General features: G+C 72.1%; 14 protein-coding genes. 7 read left to right on the top strand and 7 right to left on the bottom strand.

Features of this window, described 5'->3' with window-relative positions; all coding sequences use genetic code 11:
* Positions 1-4: 4 nt before the first annotated feature.
* Positions 5-1,366 carry a glutamine synthetase family protein gene (locus tag ACIBM5_RS05550; RefSeq protein ID WP_020553044.1) on the bottom strand — a complete coding sequence of 454 codons (1,362 nt, stop codon included), beginning with the start codon at positions 1,364-1,366 and terminating at the stop codon, positions 5-7.
* A 470-nt stretch (positions 1,367-1,836) separates the two neighbouring features.
* Between ACIBM5_RS05550 and ACIBM5_RS05545 the strand changes: the two genes are divergently transcribed.
* On the top strand, positions 1,837-3,603 hold the full coding sequence (locus ACIBM5_RS05545; protein ID WP_396005533.1) for an NAD+ synthase: 1,767 nt from the start codon (positions 1,837-1,839) through the stop codon (positions 3,601-3,603).
* Positions 3,604-3,707: 104 nt separating this feature from the next.
* On the opposite strand, the gene ACIBM5_RS05540 is transcribed toward ACIBM5_RS05545, so the two are convergent.
* The 3 genes from ACIBM5_RS05540 to ACIBM5_RS05530 all read right to left on the bottom strand — a co-directional run bounded on the left by ACIBM5_RS05540 (position 3,708) and on the right by ACIBM5_RS05530 (position 7,185).
* The gene (locus ACIBM5_RS05540; RefSeq protein WP_396005531.1) at positions 3,708-4,763 is read right to left on the bottom strand and encodes an endonuclease/exonuclease/phosphatase family protein; all 1,056 of its coding nucleotides are present in this window, start codon (positions 4,761-4,763) and stop codon (positions 3,708-3,710) included.
* A gap of 114 nt (positions 4,764-4,877) precedes the next feature.
* On the bottom strand, positions 4,878-5,558 hold the full coding sequence (locus ACIBM5_RS05535) for a TetR/AcrR family transcriptional regulator (protein WP_396005529.1): 681 nt from the start codon (positions 5,556-5,558) through the stop codon (positions 4,878-4,880).
* A 1-nt stretch (position 5,559) separates the two neighbouring features.
* Entirely contained in the window at positions 5,560-7,185 is a 1,626-nt protein-coding gene (locus ACIBM5_RS05530) for an MFS transporter (protein ID WP_396005527.1), read from the bottom strand.
* Positions 7,186-7,392: 207 nt separating this feature from the next.
* Here ACIBM5_RS05530 and panB point away from each other — a divergent pair, with 207 nt between their 5' ends.
* Both panB and ACIBM5_RS05520 read left to right on the top strand, forming a co-directional pair.
* Entirely contained in the window at positions 7,393-8,274 is an 882-nt protein-coding gene (gene panB / locus ACIBM5_RS05525) for a 3-methyl-2-oxobutanoate hydroxymethyltransferase (RefSeq protein WP_391582734.1), read from the top strand.
* 76 nt (positions 8,275-8,350) lie between these two features.
* Positions 8,351-9,157, top strand: coding sequence for a site-2 protease family protein (locus tag ACIBM5_RS05520; RefSeq protein WP_396005525.1), 807 nt, complete (start codon positions 8,351-8,353; stop codon positions 9,155-9,157).
* On the opposite strand, the gene ACIBM5_RS05515 is transcribed toward ACIBM5_RS05520, so the two are convergent.
* Positions 9,130-10,335 carry an AI-2E family transporter gene (locus ACIBM5_RS05515; protein ID WP_396005524.1) on the bottom strand — a complete coding sequence of 402 codons (1,206 nt, stop codon included), beginning with the start codon at positions 10,333-10,335 and terminating at the stop codon, positions 9,130-9,132. The two genes, ACIBM5_RS05520 and ACIBM5_RS05515, sit on opposite strands and share 28 nt — an antisense overlap.
* A 142-nt stretch (positions 10,336-10,477) precedes the next feature.
* A complete protein-coding gene (locus ACIBM5_RS05510; protein ID WP_360304842.1) occupies positions 10,478-10,675 on the bottom strand; it encodes a DUF3046 domain-containing protein in 198 nt (65 codons plus the stop codon).
* A gap of 89 nt (positions 10,676-10,764) precedes the next feature.
* On the opposite strand from ACIBM5_RS05510, the gene ACIBM5_RS05505 reads away from it, so the two are divergent.
* The 4 genes from ACIBM5_RS05505 (at position 10,765) to ACIBM5_RS05490 (ending at position 17,943) form a co-directional block, all read left to right on the top strand.
* A complete protein-coding gene (locus ACIBM5_RS05505) occupies positions 10,765-15,369 on the top strand; it encodes an ATP-dependent helicase (protein ID WP_396005523.1) in 4,605 nt (1,534 codons plus the stop codon).
* 343 nt (positions 15,370-15,712) lie between these two features.
* Complete coding sequence (locus tag ACIBM5_RS05500; protein WP_396005522.1) at positions 15,713-16,546, top strand: DNA-formamidopyrimidine glycosylase family protein; 834 nt, start codon at positions 15,713-15,715, stop codon at positions 16,544-16,546.
* Positions 16,543-17,052, top strand: coding sequence for a hypothetical protein (locus tag ACIBM5_RS05495; protein WP_396005521.1), 510 nt, complete (start codon positions 16,543-16,545; stop codon positions 17,050-17,052). Before ACIBM5_RS05500 ends, ACIBM5_RS05495 begins: the two co-directional genes overlap by 4 nt.
* 93 nt (positions 17,053-17,145) lie before the next feature.
* Positions 17,146-17,943: an SDR family NAD(P)-dependent oxidoreductase gene (locus tag ACIBM5_RS05490; RefSeq protein WP_396005520.1), complete on the top strand. Its 798-nt coding sequence runs from the start codon at positions 17,146-17,148 to the stop codon at positions 17,941-17,943.
* Positions 17,944-18,009: 66 nt separating this feature from the next.
* On the opposite strand, the gene ACIBM5_RS05485 is transcribed toward ACIBM5_RS05490, so the two are convergent.
* A complete protein-coding gene (locus ACIBM5_RS05485) occupies positions 18,010-18,483 on the bottom strand; it encodes a Dps family protein (protein ID WP_391582741.1) in 474 nt (157 codons plus the stop codon).
* Positions 18,484-18,575 lie beyond the last annotated feature (92 nt).

Below are 18,575 nucleotides of genomic sequence, written 5' to 3'. Positions count from 1 at the left end.
GCGCTCAGAGCACCGGCAGGTACCGCTTCAGCTCGAAGGGGGTCACCTGCTGGCGGTACTCCTCCCACTCGTGCCGCTTGTTGCGCAGGAAGAACTCGAAGACGTGCTCGCCGAGGATCTCCGGCAGCAGTTCGCTGCGCTCCATCAGCGCGATCGCCTCGGCGAGGTTCTGCGGCAGCGGTGCGATGCCCAGTGCGCGGCGCTCGGCGTCGGTCAGCGCCCACACGTCGTCCTCGGCGCCGGCGGGCAGTTCGTAGCCCTCCTCGACGCCCTTGAGCCCGGCGCCGAGCAGCACGGCGTAGGCCAGGTAGGGGTTGCACGCCGAGTCGATCTGGCGCACCTCGATCCGGGTGGACTGCCCCTTGGTGGGCTTGTACATCGGCACCCGCACCAGCGCGGAGCGGTTGTTGTGCCCCCAGCAGATGTACGAGGGGGCCTCGCCGCCCATGCCCGCGGTGCGCGCGGACGCGCCCCACAGCCGCTTGTACGAGTTGACCCACTGGTTCGTGATCGCGGCCATCTCGCCCGCGTGCATGAGCAGGCCCGCGATGAACGAGCGGCCGACCTTGGAGAGCTGGTACTCGGCGCCGGCCTCGTAGAAGGCGTTGCGATCGCCCTCGAACAGGGACAGGTGCGTGTGCATGCCCGAGCCCGGGTGCTCGGAGAACGGCTTGGGCATGAAGGACGCGTGCACGCCCTGCTCCAGCGCGACCTCCTTGACCACCAGGCGGAAGGTCATGATGTTGTCCGCCGTGCTCAGCGCGTCCGCGTAGCGCAGGTCGATCTCCTGCTGGCCCGGCGCACCCTCGTGATGGCTGAACTCGACCGAGATGCCCATGTTCTCGAGCATCGTGATCGCCTGTCGGCGGAAGTCCTGGCCGACCGGCTGCGGGGTGTGGTCGAAGTAGCCGCTGTGGTCCACCGGAGTCGGCGGGCGCCCGTCGACCGGCTTCTCCTTGAACAGGAAGAACTCGATCTCGGGGTGCGTGTAGAAGGTGAAGCCCTTCTCCGACGCCCGCTCCAGGGTGCGCTTGAGCACGTAGCGCGGGTCCGCGAAGGACGGCGAGCCGTCGGGCATCAGGATGTCGCAGAACATCCGCGCGGTACCGGGCGCCTCGGCCCGCCACGGCAGAATCTGGAACGTGGCCGGATCCGGCTTCGCCAACATGTCGGATTCGTGCACGCGCGCGAATCCCTCGATCGCCGAGCCGTCGAACCCGATGCCTTCCGCGAAGGCCTGTTCCAGTTCGGCCGGAGCCACCGCGACCGACTTCAGGAAGCCGAGCACATCGGTGAACCACAGCCGCACGAACCGGATGTCGCGCTCCTCCAGGGTGCGGAGCACGAACTCCTGCTGCTTATCCATAATTCCCTATCCTTGCAGGTCGGACGGCCTGTGAGCGATCGGCAGGGGCACTGCGGGGCACACGAGTATCCCGCTTCAGGGTTTCGGGCACATTACGTACCCTTTGCGTTGCACTCCTGCTCGCACACGGGTACCGCCGTGCTCGCGTGACTCCCGTGGTCCTGTACCCCGAGAACCGCTCCATGGGCGACCTGCGGGATACCTTTTCGCGCGGCGTCGCACCCTCCGGGGATCCCGTCGGGCGAGCCGTCGGGGCCCGGTGGTGAACTGTGCCCAGGGTATCGCCCGAGTGCTTTGCCGCCGAGCCCCGGGCCTGCTCGAACAAACGGCTTTCGCCCGCCGTTCGCCTGCGGTTTTCCGGCCGGCCGAGCAGCCGCCATCGCGTCCGGGACGGGGTCCGCACGGCGCGCCGTCGACACCTGCCCCACTATTCGTCACTTTGACGCCAAGGGTCGGGTACATTGAGTCGGGTGACCCGGATTCGCATCGCCCTCAGCCAGATCGACCCCACGGTCGGCGATCTCCACGGCAACGCAGAACTGATCCTCGGCCGCACCCGGCAGGCCGCCGACCGCGGCGCGTCGCTCGTGGCGTTCCCGGAGATGGCGCTCACCGGTTACCCCGTCGAGGATCTGGCCCTGCGCTCGTCCTTCGTCGAGGCCTCCCGCCTCGCGCTGGAGGCGCTCGCGGCCCGGCTGGCCGCCGAGGGGCTGGGCGAGATCGCGGTCGTGGTGGGCCACCTGGACCGGTGCGCGGTGTCCACGCCCCGGCTGGGCCGCCCGGCCGGGGCCCCGCAGAACGCGGTCGCGGTGCTGCACGGCGGCCGGATCGTGGCCCGCTCGGCCAAGCACCACCTGCCCAACTACGGCGTCTTCGACGAGTACCGCTACTTCGTCCCGGGCGATGGACTCCTGGTCACCCGGATCGGCGGGATCGACATCGCGATCGCGGTCTGCGAGGACCTGTGGCAGGAGGGCGGCCCGGTGGCCGCCGCACGCGCCGCGCGGGTCGGCCTGTTGTTGTCGATCAACGCGTCGCCGTACGAGGCCAGCAAGGACGACTCGCGCCTGGAACTGGTCCGCCGCCGCGCCCGCGAGGCCGATTGCATCCTCGCCTACGTCAATGCCTTCGGCGGTCAGGACGAACTCGTCTTCGACGGCGACTCGCTGATCGTGGACGCCGAGGGACGGGTGCTCTCACGCGCCGCGCAGTTCCGCGAGGAGCTGCTGATCGCCGACCTGGACCTGCCCGAGCGCACCGTCGACGACAGCGTGTACAGCGGCGGCGACGTGGTGGCCGACGGCCTGACCATCCGGCAGGTGATCGTCACCGAGCACGCCGCGCCGGTGCCCGCGCCCGCGGCCGAGCCCTCGATCGCACCCGCCCTGTCGGACGACGCGGAGATCTACGGCGCGCTGGTCCTGGGGCTGCGCGACTACGTGGTCAAGAACGGCTTCGGTTCGGTGCTGCTGGGCCTGTCCGGCGGGATCGACTCGGCCCTGGTCGCGGCGATCGCGGCGGACGCGGTGGGTGGCGCGAACGTGTACGGCATCTCGATGCCGAGCAGTTACTCCTCCGAACACTCCAAGGACGACGCGGCCGACACCGCCGAGCGGATCGGGCTGAATTACCGCCAGGTGCCGATCGCGCCGATGGTGGACGCCTACCTGGGCGCGCTCGGACTGACCGGCCTGGCCGAGGAGAACCTCCAGGCCCGAGTGCGCGGCACCACCTTGATGGGCCTGTCCAACCAGGAGGGCCATCTGGTCCTGGCCACCGGCAACAAGAGCGAGCTGGCCTGCGGCTACTCCACGCTCTACGGCGACGCGGTGGGTGGTTTCGCGCCGATCAAGGACGTACCCAAGACCGTGGTGTGGCGGCTCTCGCGCTGGCGCAACGCGGAGGCCGAGCGGCGCGGCGAGGTGGCACCGATCCCGGTCAACTCGATCACCAAGCCGCCGAGCGCCGAGCTGCGCCCGGGCCAGGTCGACGCCGACTCGCTGCCGCCGTACGAACTGCTCGACGACATCCTGGACGACTACGTCGAGCGCGACATCGGTCGCGACGCGATCGTGGCCGCGGGCTTCGAGCCGGCGATGGTGGACCGCATCCTCCACCTGGTGGACACCGCCGAGTACAAGCGTCGGCAGTACCCGCCGGGTACCAAGATCTCGCTCAAGGCATTCGGCCGGGACCGGCGGCTGCCGATCACCAACCGGTGGCGCGAGAGCGGCTGAACGCGCCCGCACAGCCACCCGAGGGCGCACGAACACGCGGCACGAGGCGACAAGGGCACGCGAAGGGGCCCGACCGATGCGGTCGGGCCCCTTCGCGTTTCGGCTCAGCGCAGTCGCAGGTCCGCCAGGACGGGCATGTGGTCGCTCGGCGTGCTGCCCAGCACCCGGGCATCGGCGGCGGCCATCCCGCGGTACATGATGTGGTCGATCGCGGCCATCGGGAACGACTCGGGCCACGTGAAGCCCATCCCGGTGCCCGCCGCGTCCTGCGCGTCCCGCAGGTATCCGGTGATCGGCTGCAGCGCGCGATCGTCGGTGGTCCCGTTCAGGTCGCCGGCCAGCACCACGTGCGGCGCCGTCTCGACCGCGAGCGACCGGGCCAGTGCGCCGATCGTGCGGTTGCGGTCGCCGACCGTGAAGCCGCTCGGGCCGAAGCGCACCGACGCCAGGTGCACGGCGTAGAACGCGACGTCGCCCTTGGGCGTCTTGATCGTCGTGCGCAGCGCGCGGGTGAAGCCCATCCCGACGTCGACCGCCTCGGCCTTGTCCATCGGGAAGCCGGCCGTGGTCCACACCGCGACCGTGCCCTCGTGCTGCACGTTCGGGTACCGGTCCTTGAGCACCGCGTTGTACAGCTTCCAGGCGCCCTCGGGCAGTTCCTCCAGCGCGATCACATCCGCGTTCGCGCCCAGCAGCGAGCGGGCGGTGCCGGCCGGGTCCGGGTTGTCCGCGTTCACGTTGAGGCTGACCACCCGCAGGTCGTGCGGGCCGCCGCCGCGGCCGGGCAGGAAGAATCCGCCGAACATGGTCACCCAGACCAGGATCGGCAACATGGTCGCGGCGACCGCGGTCCACGAGCGACGGATCGCCGCGCAGACCAGCAGCACCGGGACGACCAGACCGGCCCAGGGCAGGAAGGTCTCCACGAAGCTGCCCCAGTTGCCCGGCGTGTTGGGCACCAGCCGGTGGAACGCGAGCGGGAGGGTGGCCAGCACCGCGAACACCGCGATCACCCGGCCGCGACGCCACGGCGGGGTGCGCCAGATACGGACCGCATCCTCGCGGATTCGCTGCCACGACCATCGTGACCCGCGCCGCGGACTCCCGTCGCCGGCCGGTTGCGGCTCGGCTCCGGTGTCCGTCGTGGTGGGCCACGTCATGCTGCCTCCTGAAGTCCCGGGTTCGCGTCCCGGATGTGTCCGCGTCAACGTACGAACAAAACGTCGCCTACGTCGAAACGGACGCCGGAAAGCGGCCGATAGGTTCCCTATGGCTCAGGAGCGAGCGCGAATCCCGCCGAGCAGCGCATCCGCGATCTGCCCCGGCAGCTCCGGCTCCAGACTTGCGTTCTCCCGTACGAGCTTGCGTACCAGTATGGGGCCGGTGACCAGGTCCATCAGGACCTCCATCGGCAGGTCGGCACGCAGTTCGCCGGAATCCACCCCGCGTTGCAGCAGGCCGCGCAGAATCGCCCGGCGCTTCTCCACGACCACCTCGTGATAGCGCCGGTGCAGTTCGGGATGGCTGCGCATCTCGCCCGTGAGCATCCCCATCAGCCCGTCGCCGCGCTTGTCGACGGCCTGGAGACGCATGTGCTCCAGGACCAGGACCAGATCCTCGCGCAGCGATCGGCCCTTGAGCACCGCCGGCATCGCCTCGGCCGCCTCCACGGCCGCGACGATCAGCGCCTCCTTGCCGGGCCAGCGGCGGTAGATGGTGGCCTTGCCCACCCCCGCCTCCTGGGCCACCGCCTCGACGGAGATGGCGGCGATGCTGCGGTGTTCGTCGAGCAGGCGCAGCGTCGCGTCCAGGATTGCCCGTTCGGCCTCCTCGCTGCGCGGCCGGCCCCGGCGCGGCTTGTCCACCGCGCCGGGGTCGGCCACCGGGTCGACCGGGGGTTCGGCCGTGGGGTCGACCGGGGGTACGGCCGCTGATGCGGATGTCGCAGGCTGCATGTCAGACCTTCGCGGAGCGCTGTTCCTCGGCGGACGGCTCGACTGCGCCCGCCTGGGGGGCAGTCTGCCCGGCCTCGGGGCGCGGCATCCACAGGAACACCACGACCGCACCGATCAGCCCCACCACGGCGGATCCGATCGAGGCCGCGTGCATGGCGTCGATGAAACCGTCCTTGGCCGGGTCCACGAGCGCCGCGCCCTTGTCGCCGAGTCGGCCGGCCACCGCGAGCGTCGCCTCGACCGAGTCGCCGGCCGGGCCCTTGGGCACGTTCGGCGGGAGCTTGTCCAGGTCGCCGGAGATCCGGTCCCGGTAGACCGAGGACAACACCGAGCCCAGGATCGCCACGCCGAGCGCGCCGCCGACCTGGCGCACGGTGTTGCTGACCGCGGAGCCGGCGCCGGCCTTCTCGCGCGGCAGCGAGGACATGATCGAGTTGGTGGCCGGCGGCATCACGTGCGCCATGCCGGCGCCCTGGAAGAAGAACACCACGCACAGGATCCAGATCGGCGAGGTGCGGTCCATCCCCAGGAAGGCCAGGAAGCTCAGGCCGACCACGAGCATGCCGCCGGTGGTGACCGCACGCACGCCGAACCGCTTGACCATCCCCGAGCTGCGCGCCGAGAACATCAGCTGCGCGACCGCCAGCGGGAGCAGCAGCAGACCGGTCTGCAGCGGGGTGTAGCCGCGCACGCTCTGCAGGTAGAAGGCCATGAAGAAGGTCACGCCCATGAGCGCGAAGAACACCAGGCCGATCGCGCCGGCCGCGGCGGAGAAGGCCGGGTCGCGGAAGAACTTGACGTCCAGGGCGGGATGGTCGCTGCGCTTTTCGAACCACACGAAGAAGCCGAGGATCAGCAGGCCGAGCACGATGGTGCCGATCACCTCCGCGCTGCCCCAGCCCGCGTCGCCGCCGCGGATGATGCCGTAGACCAGCGAGACCAGACCCGCGATGGACAGCGCGACCCCGATCGGGTCGAGTCGGCCGGGCTTGGGATCGCGCGAGTCCGGCACCAGGAGCAGCATCGCCACGATGCCGACCAGCACGATCGGGACGTTGATCAGGAAGACCGAGCCCCACCAGAAGTGGTCGAGCAGCGCGCCGCCGGTGATCGGGCCGATCGCGATCGCCAGGCCCACCGCGCCGGACCAGATGCCGATCGCCTTGGGCCGCTCGTGCGGCTCGAACACGTTGCTGATGATGGACAGGGTGGCCGGCATCACGAAGGCGCCACCGAAGCCCATCACCGCGCGGGCGGCGATCAGTTGCTCGGGGCTTCGCGAGTAGGCGGAGAGCAGCGACGCGAGGCCGAAGATCACCATGCCGAACAGCAGGGTGCGCTTGCGACCGAAGCGGTCGCCCAGGATACCGGCGGTGAACAGCAGGCCGGCGAACACGAGGGTGTAGGAGTTGATCGCCCACTGGAGTTCGCTCTGGGTGGCACCCAGGCCCTTCTCCGGATCGGCGATCGTCTTGATGGCGACGTTGAGGATCGAGTTGTCGAGGACGACGACCAGCAGGCTGATCACCAGCACGCCGAGGATGGCCCAGCGGCGGCGATGTATGTGCTCGTCGACCGTGCGCGCGGTGGGAACGTTCGCTGAAGTCACGGGTGAAGCTCGATTCATCGGACACGTGAGACTTGTTCTGGTTGCCTCACAGGCTAGGGGCAATTTACGAAACGAGACCGTCTCGTATTGCAAAGCCTCGGCAAATGCCGGCCCGGGCGATCACTCGGAATCCGGCGTCCGACTCCCCTGTTGTCCTGTAACGGCGCGTGTCACCATGGCGTTGTCCGGGGACGCCGTCCGAGCGCCTCGAGTCGGGAGAACACCATGTCCAGCAACAATTCCCCGCAGTCGGCAGCCACTTCGACCGACGGTCCGGGACTGACCCTGTACGGCGGCGAGGGCACCGGGCGCCGGGTCACCGTGCGCGACCTCGCCCGCGCGAAGCGGGCCGGCGAGCGCTGGCCGATGCTCACCGCGTACGACGCGACGATCGCCTCGGTCTTCGACGACGCGGGCATCCCGGTGCTCCTGGTCGGCGACTCCGCGGGCAACAACCATCTCGGCTACGAGAACACCGTGCCGGTCACCCTGGACCAGTTGGTGATGCTCACCGGCGCGGTCGTGCGCGGCACCAAGCGTGCGCTGATCGTGGCCGACCTGCCGTTCGGTTCGTATCAGGAATCACCCGAGCAGGCCCTGCGCAACGGCGTGCGGCTGCTCAAGGAGGCCGGCGCGGGCGCGGTCAAGCTCGAAGGCGGACAACGCTCGGCGCGTCAGGTCGAGGCGCTGGTCGCCGCGGGCGTACCGGTGATGGCCCACCTCGGGCTCACCCCGCAGTCGGTGCACGCCTTCGGTGGCTACCGGGTGCAGGGTCGGGACGCGGAGAGCGCCGAGCAGTTGATCGCGGACGCCAAGACGATGCAGGCCGCGGGCGCGTTCGCGGTGGTCCTGGAGTGTGTGCCGGAGGAACTGGCCGCGCGCGTGACCGACCTGCTGGAGATACCCACCGTCGGCATCGGCGCGGGCGTGCGGTGCGACGCCCAGGTGCTGGTGTGGACCGACATGGCCGGCATGACCACCGGTCACACGGCCAAGTTCGTCAAGCAGTACGTCGACCTGCGCGGCGCTCTCGGCGATGCGGCCAAGGCGTTCGCGGGCGAAGTGGTCGGCGGCGTCTACCCGGGCCCGGAGCACACGTTCCACTGAGTGCCCGGACCGCGTGCCCGGACGGGGCCGTACGATCGAACGGCCGTACGGCCCCATCCCGCACCTGGAGCAGTTCGTGACGCACCCCTACGGAGATTACGGCCGCGGCCCCGCGGCCGGCTCGCTGCGCCACGTGCGGCCGAGCCCGATCTTCCTCGCGATCGTCGCGGTCTGCGCCGCGTCGACCTGGTACACGTGGCACGACGACGGCAGCTCGGAGGCGGCCACCCGGACCGGGGTCTTCCTGCTGGTGATGTCGGGCTGGCTGGTGTCGTTGTGCCTGCACGAGTTCGCGCACGCGTTCGCCGCGCTGCGCTCGGGCGACGACAGCGTGGTGGGCAAGGGTTACCTGACCCTGGATCCGCTCAAGTACAGCGACCCGCTGCTGTCCTTCATCCTGCCCACGATCTTCGTGCTGCTCGGCGGCATCCCGCTCAGCGGCGGCGCGGTCTACCTGGACCGCTCCGCGATCCGCGGCCGGGTCCGCAACAGCCTGGTGTCGGCGGTGGGACCGCTGACCAACGCGGTGCTGGCGATCGCCCTCGCCCTGCTGCTGTCCTCCGGCGCGGTGGACGGCGCGAGCCCCACCTTCACCGCCGCGTTCTCGTTCCTGATCCAGCTCCAGGTGATCGCCGCGGTGCTCAACCTGCTGCCGGTGCCCGGCCTGGACGGCTACGGGGTGATCGAGCCCTGGCTGCCGTACGACTTCCGCCGGGCGATCGCGCCGTACGCGCCCTACGCGATCCTGTTCCTGTTCGCGCTGCTGTGGTCGCCGTCGGTCAACGGCTGGTTCTACGACGTGATCGACCACATCACCGACGCGCTGGACGTGTCGCCGTTCCTGGCGAGCGACGGCTACCGGTTGTTCCGCTTCTGGTCCTGAGGGTCGGCGCGGCGCCGCCCGCCCCGGGCGCGCCGCCACATCCTGGTGAGCGGGCCCGGGCGGCGCCGGGGTCGGGTCTCGTCCGGCGTCAGGCGGTGCTCGGGGATCTCGTAGCGCTGCAGATAGCTGCCCACGAAGGCCTGGCCGGTGGCCGCGATCGGGATCGCGATCAGCGCGCCCACCGCGCCGAGCAGCGCGGCGCCGGCGATCACCGCGCCGAACGCGAGCGCCGGGTGGATCTCCACCGTGCGCGCGGTGACCCGCGGAAGCAGCAGGTAGTTCTCGAACTGCTGGTAGGCGGTGGCGAACAGCACCACCCACACCGCGGTCAACGGGCTCACCGTCATCGCGATCAGCGCGGGCAGCACGATCGCGATGTAGGTGCCCACGGTCGGCACGAACTGCGAGATCAGCCCGACCCACAGCGCGAGCGGGACCGCGTACGGCAGGTCGAGCACCAGGAACGCGACATAGTGCGCGAGCGCCGAGATCAGCGCGAGCGCGGCGCGCGAGTACAGGTACCCGCCGGTCTTGTCGATCGCGATCTCCCACCCGCGCAGTACCTCGGCCTGCCGCTCGGGCGGCAGCAGCGAGCACACCGCGCGGCGCATCCGCGGGCCCTCGGCGGTGAAGTAGAAGGTGAACAGCGCGATGGTGAACAACTCGAACAGGCCGGCCACGATCTTGGCGGACAGGCCGAGCGCGTTGTTCGCCACCCGCTCGGCGTAGTTCTGGACGGTGCCCGAGTCCTTGAAGATGTCGCCCTGGATCTTCTCCACCGTCAGGTCGGTGCCGAAGGTGCGGTTCACCCACCCGACCAGGTCGTCCAGGTAGTCGGGCAGGTGGTGCGCGAACGCGACCACCTGGTCCACCAGCAGCGAGCCCACCACCGCCAGGAAACCGGCGCAGGCCAGGAAGACCACCACGAACGCGAGGCCGGTGGCCACCCCGCGCCGCATGCCGCGCCGGGCCAACCGGTCCACGGCCGGCTCGAAGGCCAGGGCGAGGAAGAACGCGAGCAGCAGGTCGATCAGCAGCGAGCGAAGGTGCGCCAGCGTCCAGCCGAGCAGCCGGAAGCCCGCGATCATCGCCAGGATCACGAACACGGCCCGTGGCAACCACGACGGCATCCGTTCGCGCGAGGCGTCCTGCGCGGCGGGCGTGTCGGGTGTGGTCACATGGGCTCCCTGTGCTCTCCCGCACCACGTGTCGCGATGCATGTGGATGACAGAAAGAGACTAGAGCGTCACGCTGTGTCCGCCCGGTATGCCGCCGAGCATGCCCGGGTATTGCCCGGTGTCGCCTGGGACGGGTCCGGGATCAGGCCCGTTTGGTCGTCGGCAGGTCCATCGAGACGCACACCCCGCGCCAGACGTCCTTGGCCTCGATGCCCGCGGCCAACGCCTCGTGCACGGTCCGCCCGCCCAGCTCGGACATCACGTGGTCACGGGCGAAGGACTCGGCGTACGAGTCGCCGAAGTGGGCGCGCATGCGTCGCCAGAAGTCGGTGAGTCCCATGCGACCAGTATCCCAGTAGCGCCGACTCCCGAGGTCGCCCGCTCGTCGCGCGACGCGGATGTCGGAGCCACGCGGCACCATGGGGAGTTATGCCACACGACGACCCCGCTTCGGTCCTGGCCGGTTTCTCTCCCGCCACCCGGGAGTGGTTCACCGGCGCCTTCCACGCGCCGACCCGGGCCCAGGAGGGCGCTTGGCGCGCCATCGCCGAGGGCAAGGACGCGCTGGTGGTCGCGCCGACGGGGTCCGGCAAGACGCTCGCGGCGTTCCTGTCCGCGCTGGACCGGCTCGCCGCCGAACCGGTGCCGGCCGACCCGCGCCGGCGTTGTCGGGTGTTGTACATCTCGCCGCTCAAGGCACTCGCGGTCGACGTCGAGCGCAACCTGCGCAGCCCGCTCACCGGCATCCGGCAGGCGTCCGTGCGCCTGGGCCTGCCCGAGCCCGAGGTCACCGTGGGCGTACGCTCCGGCGACACCCCGGCCGCCGACCGACGCCGCTTCGCCACGAAGCCGCCGGACATCCTGATCACCACGCCCGAGTCGCTGTTCCTGATCCTCACCTCGCAGGCCCGCGAGGCGCTGCGCGGGGTGGACACGGTGATCGTGGACGAGGTGCACGCGGTCGCCGGCACCAAGCGCGGCGCACACCTGGCGCTGAGCCTGGAGCGACTGGACGAACTCCTGGAGCACCCCGCGCGCCGGATCGGCCTGTCCGCGACGGTGCGCCCGGTCGAGGAGGTGGCCCGCTGGATGCGCTCGACCGGCGACGTGCACGTGGTCCAGCCGCCGGCCGCCAAGACCTTCGAGCTCTCGGTCGTGGTCCCGGTCGAGGACATGGGCGAACTCGGCTCCGGCAGCGGCGACTTCGACGAGGCCGGCAACGAGCGCAAGACGTCGGTGTGGCCGCACGTCGAGGAACGCATCGTCGACCTGATCCAGGCGCACCGCTCGACCATCGTGTTCGCCAACTCGCGCCGCCTGGCCGAGCGACTGTGCGGCCGGCTGAACGAGATCGCCTACGAGCGGGCCACCGGCGAGGAGCTGCCCAAGGACTCCTCGCCGGCCGAGCTGATGGCGCAGGCGGGCAGCGATCGGGGCGCGCCCGCGCTGCTCGCGCGCGCCCACCACGGCTCGGTGTCCAAGGAGCAGCGGTCCCAGGTGGAGGAGGACCTCAAGGCGGGTCGGCTGCCCGCCGTGGTGGCCACCTCCAGCCTGGAGCTGGGCATCGACATGGGCGCGGTGGACCTGGTCGTCCAGGTCGAGTCGCCGCCCTCGGTGGCTTCCGGCCTGCAACGGGTGGGCCGGGCCGGGCACCAGGTCGGCGCGATCTCGCGGGGCGTGATCTTCCCCAAGTTCCGCGGCGACCTGGTGCAGACCGCGGTGGTCACCGAGCGCATGCGCGAAGGCGCGATCGAGTCGGTGCGCGGGCCGCGCAACCCGCTGGACGTGCTCGCCCAGCAGATCGTCTCGATGGTGTCGGTCGAGGACCGCGACGTGGACGCGCTGCTCGCGCTGATCCGCCGGGCCGCGCCGTTCAGCGCGCTGCCCGCGTCGGCCTACGAGGCGACCCTGGACATGCTCGCCGGCCGCTACCCCTCGGACGCGTTCGCCGAGCTGCGCCCGCGGATCGTGTGGGACCGGGTCGGCGGCGTGCTCTCCGCCCGCCCGGGCGCCCAGCGGCTCGCGGTCACCTCCGGCGGCACCATTCCCGACCGCGGCCTGTTCGGCGTGTTCCTGGTCGCCGGGGACGCGAAGTCGCGGGTCGGCGAGTTGGACGAGGAGATGGTCTACGAGTCCCGTGTGGGCGACGTGTTCACGCTGGGCACCTCGTCGTGGCGGATCGAGGACATCACCCACGACAAGGTGCTGGTCTCGCCCGCCCCCGGGGTGCCGGGCAAGCTGCCGTTCTGGCACGGCGACGCGTTGGGGCGGCCGGTGGAACTGGGCCGCGCGCTCGGCGCCTTCGTGCGCGAGGTGGGCGCGCTGCCGGCGGAGCGGGCGCGCGAGCGGGTGGCCGCCGCGGGCCTGGATCCGTGGGCGGTGGACAACCTGCTCGGCTACCTGGGCGAGCAGCGCGAGGCCTGCGGCCACATCCCGGACGACCGCACGATCGTGGTCGAGCGCTTCCGCGACGAGCTGGGCGACTGGCGGGTCGTGGTGCACTCGCCGTTCGGCGCCCAGGTGCACGCACCGTGGGCGCTGGCCATCTCGGCCCGGCTGCGCGAGCGCACCGGTCTGGACGTGCAGACCATGCACGGCGACGACGGCATCGTGCTGCGGCTGCCGGATTCGGGCGACCCGTTCGGCGAAGTGCCCGACGACCTCGCGGCCGGCGCGCTGCCGTCGGACTTCGCGGTGTTCGAGGAGGCCGAGGTGGAGCCGCTGGTGACCGCCGAGGTGGGCGGCTCGGCGCTGTTCGCGTCCCGCTTCCGCGAGTGTGCGGCCCGGGCGCTGCTGCTGCCGCGCCGGATGCCGGGCCGCCGCACGCCGCTGTGGCAGCAGCGTCAGCGTTCGGCCCAGCTGCTCGCGGTGGCCAGTGAGTACGGCTCGTTCCCGATCGTCCTGGAGACGATGCGCGAGTGCCTCCAGGACGTGTTCGACGTGCCCGGGCTGACCGGCCTGATGCGCGACATCGCCACCCGCGCGGTGCGCATCGTCGAGGTCACCACGACCGAGCCGTCGCCGTTCGCCCGCTCGCTGCTGTTCGGCTACGTCGCGCAGTTCATGTACGAGGGCGACTCGCCGCTCGCCGAACGGCGTGCGGCGGCGCTGGCGCTGGACTCGCGGCTGTTGGCCGAGCTGCTCGGCCAGGCCGAGCTGCGCGAACTGCTCGACCCGGAGGTGCTGGCGCGCACCGAGGCCGAGTTGCAGCGGCTCGCCGAGGACCGCCGGGTGCGCGACGCGGAGGGGGTCGCCGACCTGCTGCGCCTGCTCGGGCCGCTGACCACGGCCGAGGTCGCGGCGCGCGCCACGGAGGCGTTCGAGGCCGGGTGGCTGACCGGCCTGGAGGACTCCCGCCGGGTGATCCGGGTGCGGATCGCGGGCGAGGAGCGCTGGGCGGGCATCGAGGACGCCGGCCGGCTGCGCGACGCGCTGGGCACTCCCCTGCCGGTCGGGGTGCCCGAGGCGTTCACCGAGCCGGTCAAGGATCCGCTGGGCGACCTGCTGGCCCGGCACGCGCGCACGCACGGGCCGTTCCGGGCGGGCGAGGCCGCCGCCCGCTTCGGCCTGGGGGTCGCGGTGACCACGGGCACGCTGGAGCGGCTGGCCGCGGGCGGGCAGGTGGTCTCCGGCGAGTTCCGTCCGGGCGGCTCCGGCCTGGAGTGGTGCGGCGCGGAGGTGCTGCGGATGTTGCGCCGGCGCTCGCTGGCGGCGCTGCGGCACGAGGTGGAGCCGGTGCCGCCGGTCGCGCTGGCCCGGTTCCTGACCGTATGGCAGGGCGTGGGTGCGAGCGGAGTGCGCGGCCCGGACGGTCTGATCCGGGTGATCGAGCAGCTCCAGGGCGCGAGCGTGCCGGCCTCCGCACTGGAGAAGCTGGTGCTGCCCTCGCGGGTGATCGACTACCACCCCGCGATGCTGGACGAGCTGTGTGCGGCCGGCGAGGTGGTGTGGGCCGGGCACGGCGCGCTGCCGGGCAAGGACGGTTGGCTCTCGCTCTACCTCGCGGACGCCGCGCCCTATCTGCTCCCGCCGCCGGTTCCGCTGGAGACCACGTCGCTGCACAGCGCGATCCTGGCCGCGCTGACGGGCGGCTACGCGCTGTTCTTCCGGCAGCTGACCGAGCGGCTGGACCTGCCGACGCCGGCGTCCGAGGCGGCGATCGCCGAGGCGCTGTGGGACCTGGTGTGGTCCGGGCGGGTCACCGGCGACACGCTGACCCCGCTGCGCGCGCTGCTCGGCTCGGGACGCACGTCCGGCTCGACCGCGCACCGGGCCCGGCGGGCGACCCCGCGCGGGCGGTACGCGGGGCTGAGCCGGGGACGGCCGGTGGCGCCCGTTCGCGGCGGGCCGCCGACCGTGGCCGGCCGCTGGTCGCTGGCGCCCGCGCCCGAGCCCGATCCGACCCGGCGGGCGCACGCGTTGGCCGAGACGCTCCTGGACCGGCACGGCGTGGTCACCCGCGGCGCGGTGGTCGCCGAGGGCAGCCCCGGCGGCTTCGCCGCCGCCTACAAGGTGCTGAGCGTGTTCGAGGACGGCGGCCGGGTCCGCCGGGGCTACTTCGTCGAGGGGCTGGGCGCCGCCCAGTTCGCCGCCGACGGCGCGGTGGATCGGCTGCGTGCGTTGCAGGGTGCGAGCGAGCGCCGTGAGCCGCACGAGTTGCCCGGCGCGGTGGTGCTGGCCGCCGCCGACCCGGCCAACCCGTACGGCGCCGCGCTGGCCTGGCCGGACCGGCCCGGGGAGGCCGCGGGCGGGCACCGGCCGGGCCGCAAGGCCGGTGCGCTGGTGATCCTGCTCGACGGCGAGCCGATCCTGTACATCGAGCGCGGCGGCCGCACGCTGTTGTCCTGGACCGACGACCCGGACCGGGTCGGCCCGGCGGCCGAGGCGCTGGCCGCCGCGGTGCGCGCGGGCGCGCTGGGCAAGTTGACGGTGGAGAAGGCCGACGGCGCCGAGGTGTTGACCTCTTCGCTGGGCAAGGCCCTGGAGGCCGCCGGATTCCACGCCACCCCCCGGGGGCTGCGCCTACGAGGGTGACACCGTTTCGTTACACGAGCGCCCGGTCCGCGAAACACCCCGGTCATGTACGTCGCGCAGGATCGTGGTCACGGAAGGCGACGCCGGGAGTGATCCCGGCGGAGTCGACCGGCACCATCCGCCCGTGGCGACCCTGCACGCGTCACGGTCGGACGTACACGGATCCGGCGTCGCGAACGTGTTCCTGGCCGCGCGCTCGCGACGTCGGTCCCTGTACCGCTGTACCCGGGCACCGTGACCCCCGGGGTTCGGCCGCACCGACGGGTCCGGGGGGACTCGGAGGGCCGGCCCCGGGCTCGGTCCCCCGCCCCCGGAACGGCCGGGCACCCGGGACAATGGTGGGATGCCCGAAGGCGACAGCGTGTATCAGGCGGCGCGGCGGCTGCGTGCCGCCCTGGTGGACCGTGCGCTGACCGTGACCGACTTCCGCGTGCCCAGGCTGGCGACCGTGGATCTGACCGGGCGCCCGGTCCTGGCGGTGGTCCCGCGCGGCAAGCACCTGTTGACCCGGATCGAGGGCGACCTCACCCTGCACACCCATCTGCGGATGGACGGCACGTGGGAGATCCACCCCACCGGCACCCGCCCGCTCCCCCGCCCCTGGCACGCGATCCGGCTGGTGCTGGCGAACGCGGCGCAGACCGCCGTCGGGATGCGGATGCCGGTGGTCGAACTGCTGCGCACCGCCGACGAGTCGACCGTGGTCGGGCACCTGGGGCCGGATCTGCTGGGCCCGGACTGGGATCCGGCCGAGGCCGCCCGCCGTCTGGCCCGCCGCCCGGACCGGCCGATCGGCGACGCGCTCCTGGACCAGCGCAACCTGGCCGGGATCGGCAACGTGTACCGGGCGGAGTTGTGCTTCCTGCGCGGGGTCGCCCCCTGGACCCCGGTGGCCGCGGCCGGCGATCCGCATGCGTGGGCGACCCTGGCGCACCGCCTGCTGTACGCCAACCGCGACCGGGTCGGGCACGTCACCACGGGCGACACCCGGCCGGGTCGGCGGCACTGGGTCTACGGTCGCGCCGGTCGCCCGTGCGCGCGCTGCGGCAGCCGGATCCGGCGGGCCGATCTGGGCGACCCACCGCGGGTGACGTTCTGGTGCCCGCGCTGCCAGCCGTCACCCGATGGGAGTACACCGGGTGACCGACGCCCGGGCGGTTCGTCGTACAGGGCATGACCTGGTCCCGGATCGTGCCCGCCCTGGTGTTGCCCGTCCTGCTGTCGGCCGCGGCCGGCTGTACCAGGGTGGCGGCGCCGGATCCGACGCCGCGACCCGCGCCGCCGCCCGCCGCGGCGGCGGCTCCCGCCACACCGGCCGTACCCGCTCCCGCACCCGCTCCCGCCGCCACGTTCGCGGCGGAGCCCGCACCGGCGATCACCGCGATGGCGGGCGGCTCGGCCGACTCCGAAACGGAGTCCGAAACCGGGGCCGGGACCGCGGACGAGGCCGAGGCGCCCACGCCCGACCCGGCCGCGGACCCGGATCCGCCGCGGACCACCCGCCCGCGCCCGCGCGCCGACGCCGGCCCGGCCCGCCCGCCCCGACCCGCCCGCGCCACCGGGTCGGCCCGGCGGCCGAGGCAGGTCGAGATCGACCCGTGCGACGCACTCGCCGCGGGCGGGATCTTCCCCATCGGCGGCGCCGCGCACCGCTGGTGCCACCGCCAGGAGGGCCTGCGGTGACACCGATCTCCTTGCCCGGCACCTTTATTGACTGTTCGTCAGATGGCTCGTACGGTCGGCCCGCTGTGCACGCCTAGCGCCGGGAGGCCAACCGTGTTTCGTGAAGCCCTCGATCTGACCGGCCGGGTCGCCGTCGTCACCGGCGCGGCCTCGGGCATCGGCCGCTCCAGCGCCGAGGTGCTGGCCGACCTGGGTGCGACCGTGGTCTGCGCGGACATCCATGAAGCGGGAGCCCAGGAGACCGCGAAGGCGATCGTGGCCGCCGGCGGCGCCGCGACCGCCGCCGCCGTGGACACCTCCGAGGCGGCCCAGGTGGACGCCCTGATCAACGACGCGGTCGCCGCGCACGGTCGGCTGGACGTACTCGCCAACATCGCCGGGGTGATGCATTCGAGCACGGTGATCGAAACCGAGGAGGCCGACCTCGACCGGGTCCTCGCGATCAACTTCAAGGGCGTCTTCTTCGGCTGCCGGGCCGCCGCGCGCGTGATGTCCGCGCAGGGCTTCGGCAGCATCGTCAACATGGCCTCCGGCGCCGTGGACACCGCCACCTCGGGCCTGCTGTGCTACGGCGCGGCCAAGGCCGCCGTCGTCCAGCTGACCAAGACCCTGGCCACCGAGGTCGGCCCCAGCGGCGTGCGGGTCAACGCGATCGCGCCGGGCTGGATCGTCACCGGGATGACCGGCCGGCACTGGACCGACGCGGACGGCAACGAGGACCTGGAGCGCAAGGCCGCCGTGGCCGCGCCGATGGCCAAAATGGCCCCGCTGCGCACCGTCGGCGAGCCCACCGACATCTCCTACGCGGTCGCCTACCTCGCCTCGGACGCCGCCAGGTTCGTCACCGGCCAGATCCTGCGCCCCAACGGCGGCATCGCGATGCCCTGGTAGCCCACCCACGCCGCAGCCCCGCCTCCCGCGAGGGGAGACGGGGCTGCGACAGCTGATGCGAGCCGCTCAGGCCTGGTTCTCGGCCTGGAACATCCACGACATCTTCTCGAGATCCGCGGCAATCGTGATGAACAGGTCCTGGCTGACCGGGTCCGGCTCCTCGGTGGCCGCGATCCGCTCGCGCATGCGCTCGATCACCGCGCCGTAGACGCCGACGAAGTAGCCGACCACATCGGCGTCCTTGATCCAGCCGGAATCCGGCTGGGGTACGCCGCTGCCCGCGGTGATGCTCGCGGCCCGGCCGTCGGGGTTGTACCCGATCGCCGAGGCGCGCTCGGCGACGGTGTCCGCGAAGGTGCGTGCCGAGGCGACCACCTCGTCCAACTGGAGGTGGATCGAGCGGAAGCGCGGGCCGACCACATTCCAGTGCGTCTGCTTGGCGACCAGCGAGAGGTCTATCAGGTCGACGAGGGCACCCTGGAGCGCCTCGCCGGTGATCTTGCGTGCCTCGTCGGACAGGGGGCTCTTGACGACGACCATGGTGCTACGACTCCTCGGGGTTGGTGTCGATTCGGCCACCGGGTCGGGGAACCCGGTGTACACGACACCGGATGCCCCGATTCCGTCGATCG

Source organism: Embleya sp. NPDC050493 (assembly GCF_044458105.1).
Classification (GTDB): domain Bacteria; phylum Actinomycetota; class Actinomycetes; order Streptomycetales; family Streptomycetaceae; genus Embleya.
The sequence above is the reverse complement of the archived record's forward strand: the minus strand, read 5'-3'. Positions and strand labels throughout refer to the sequence as shown.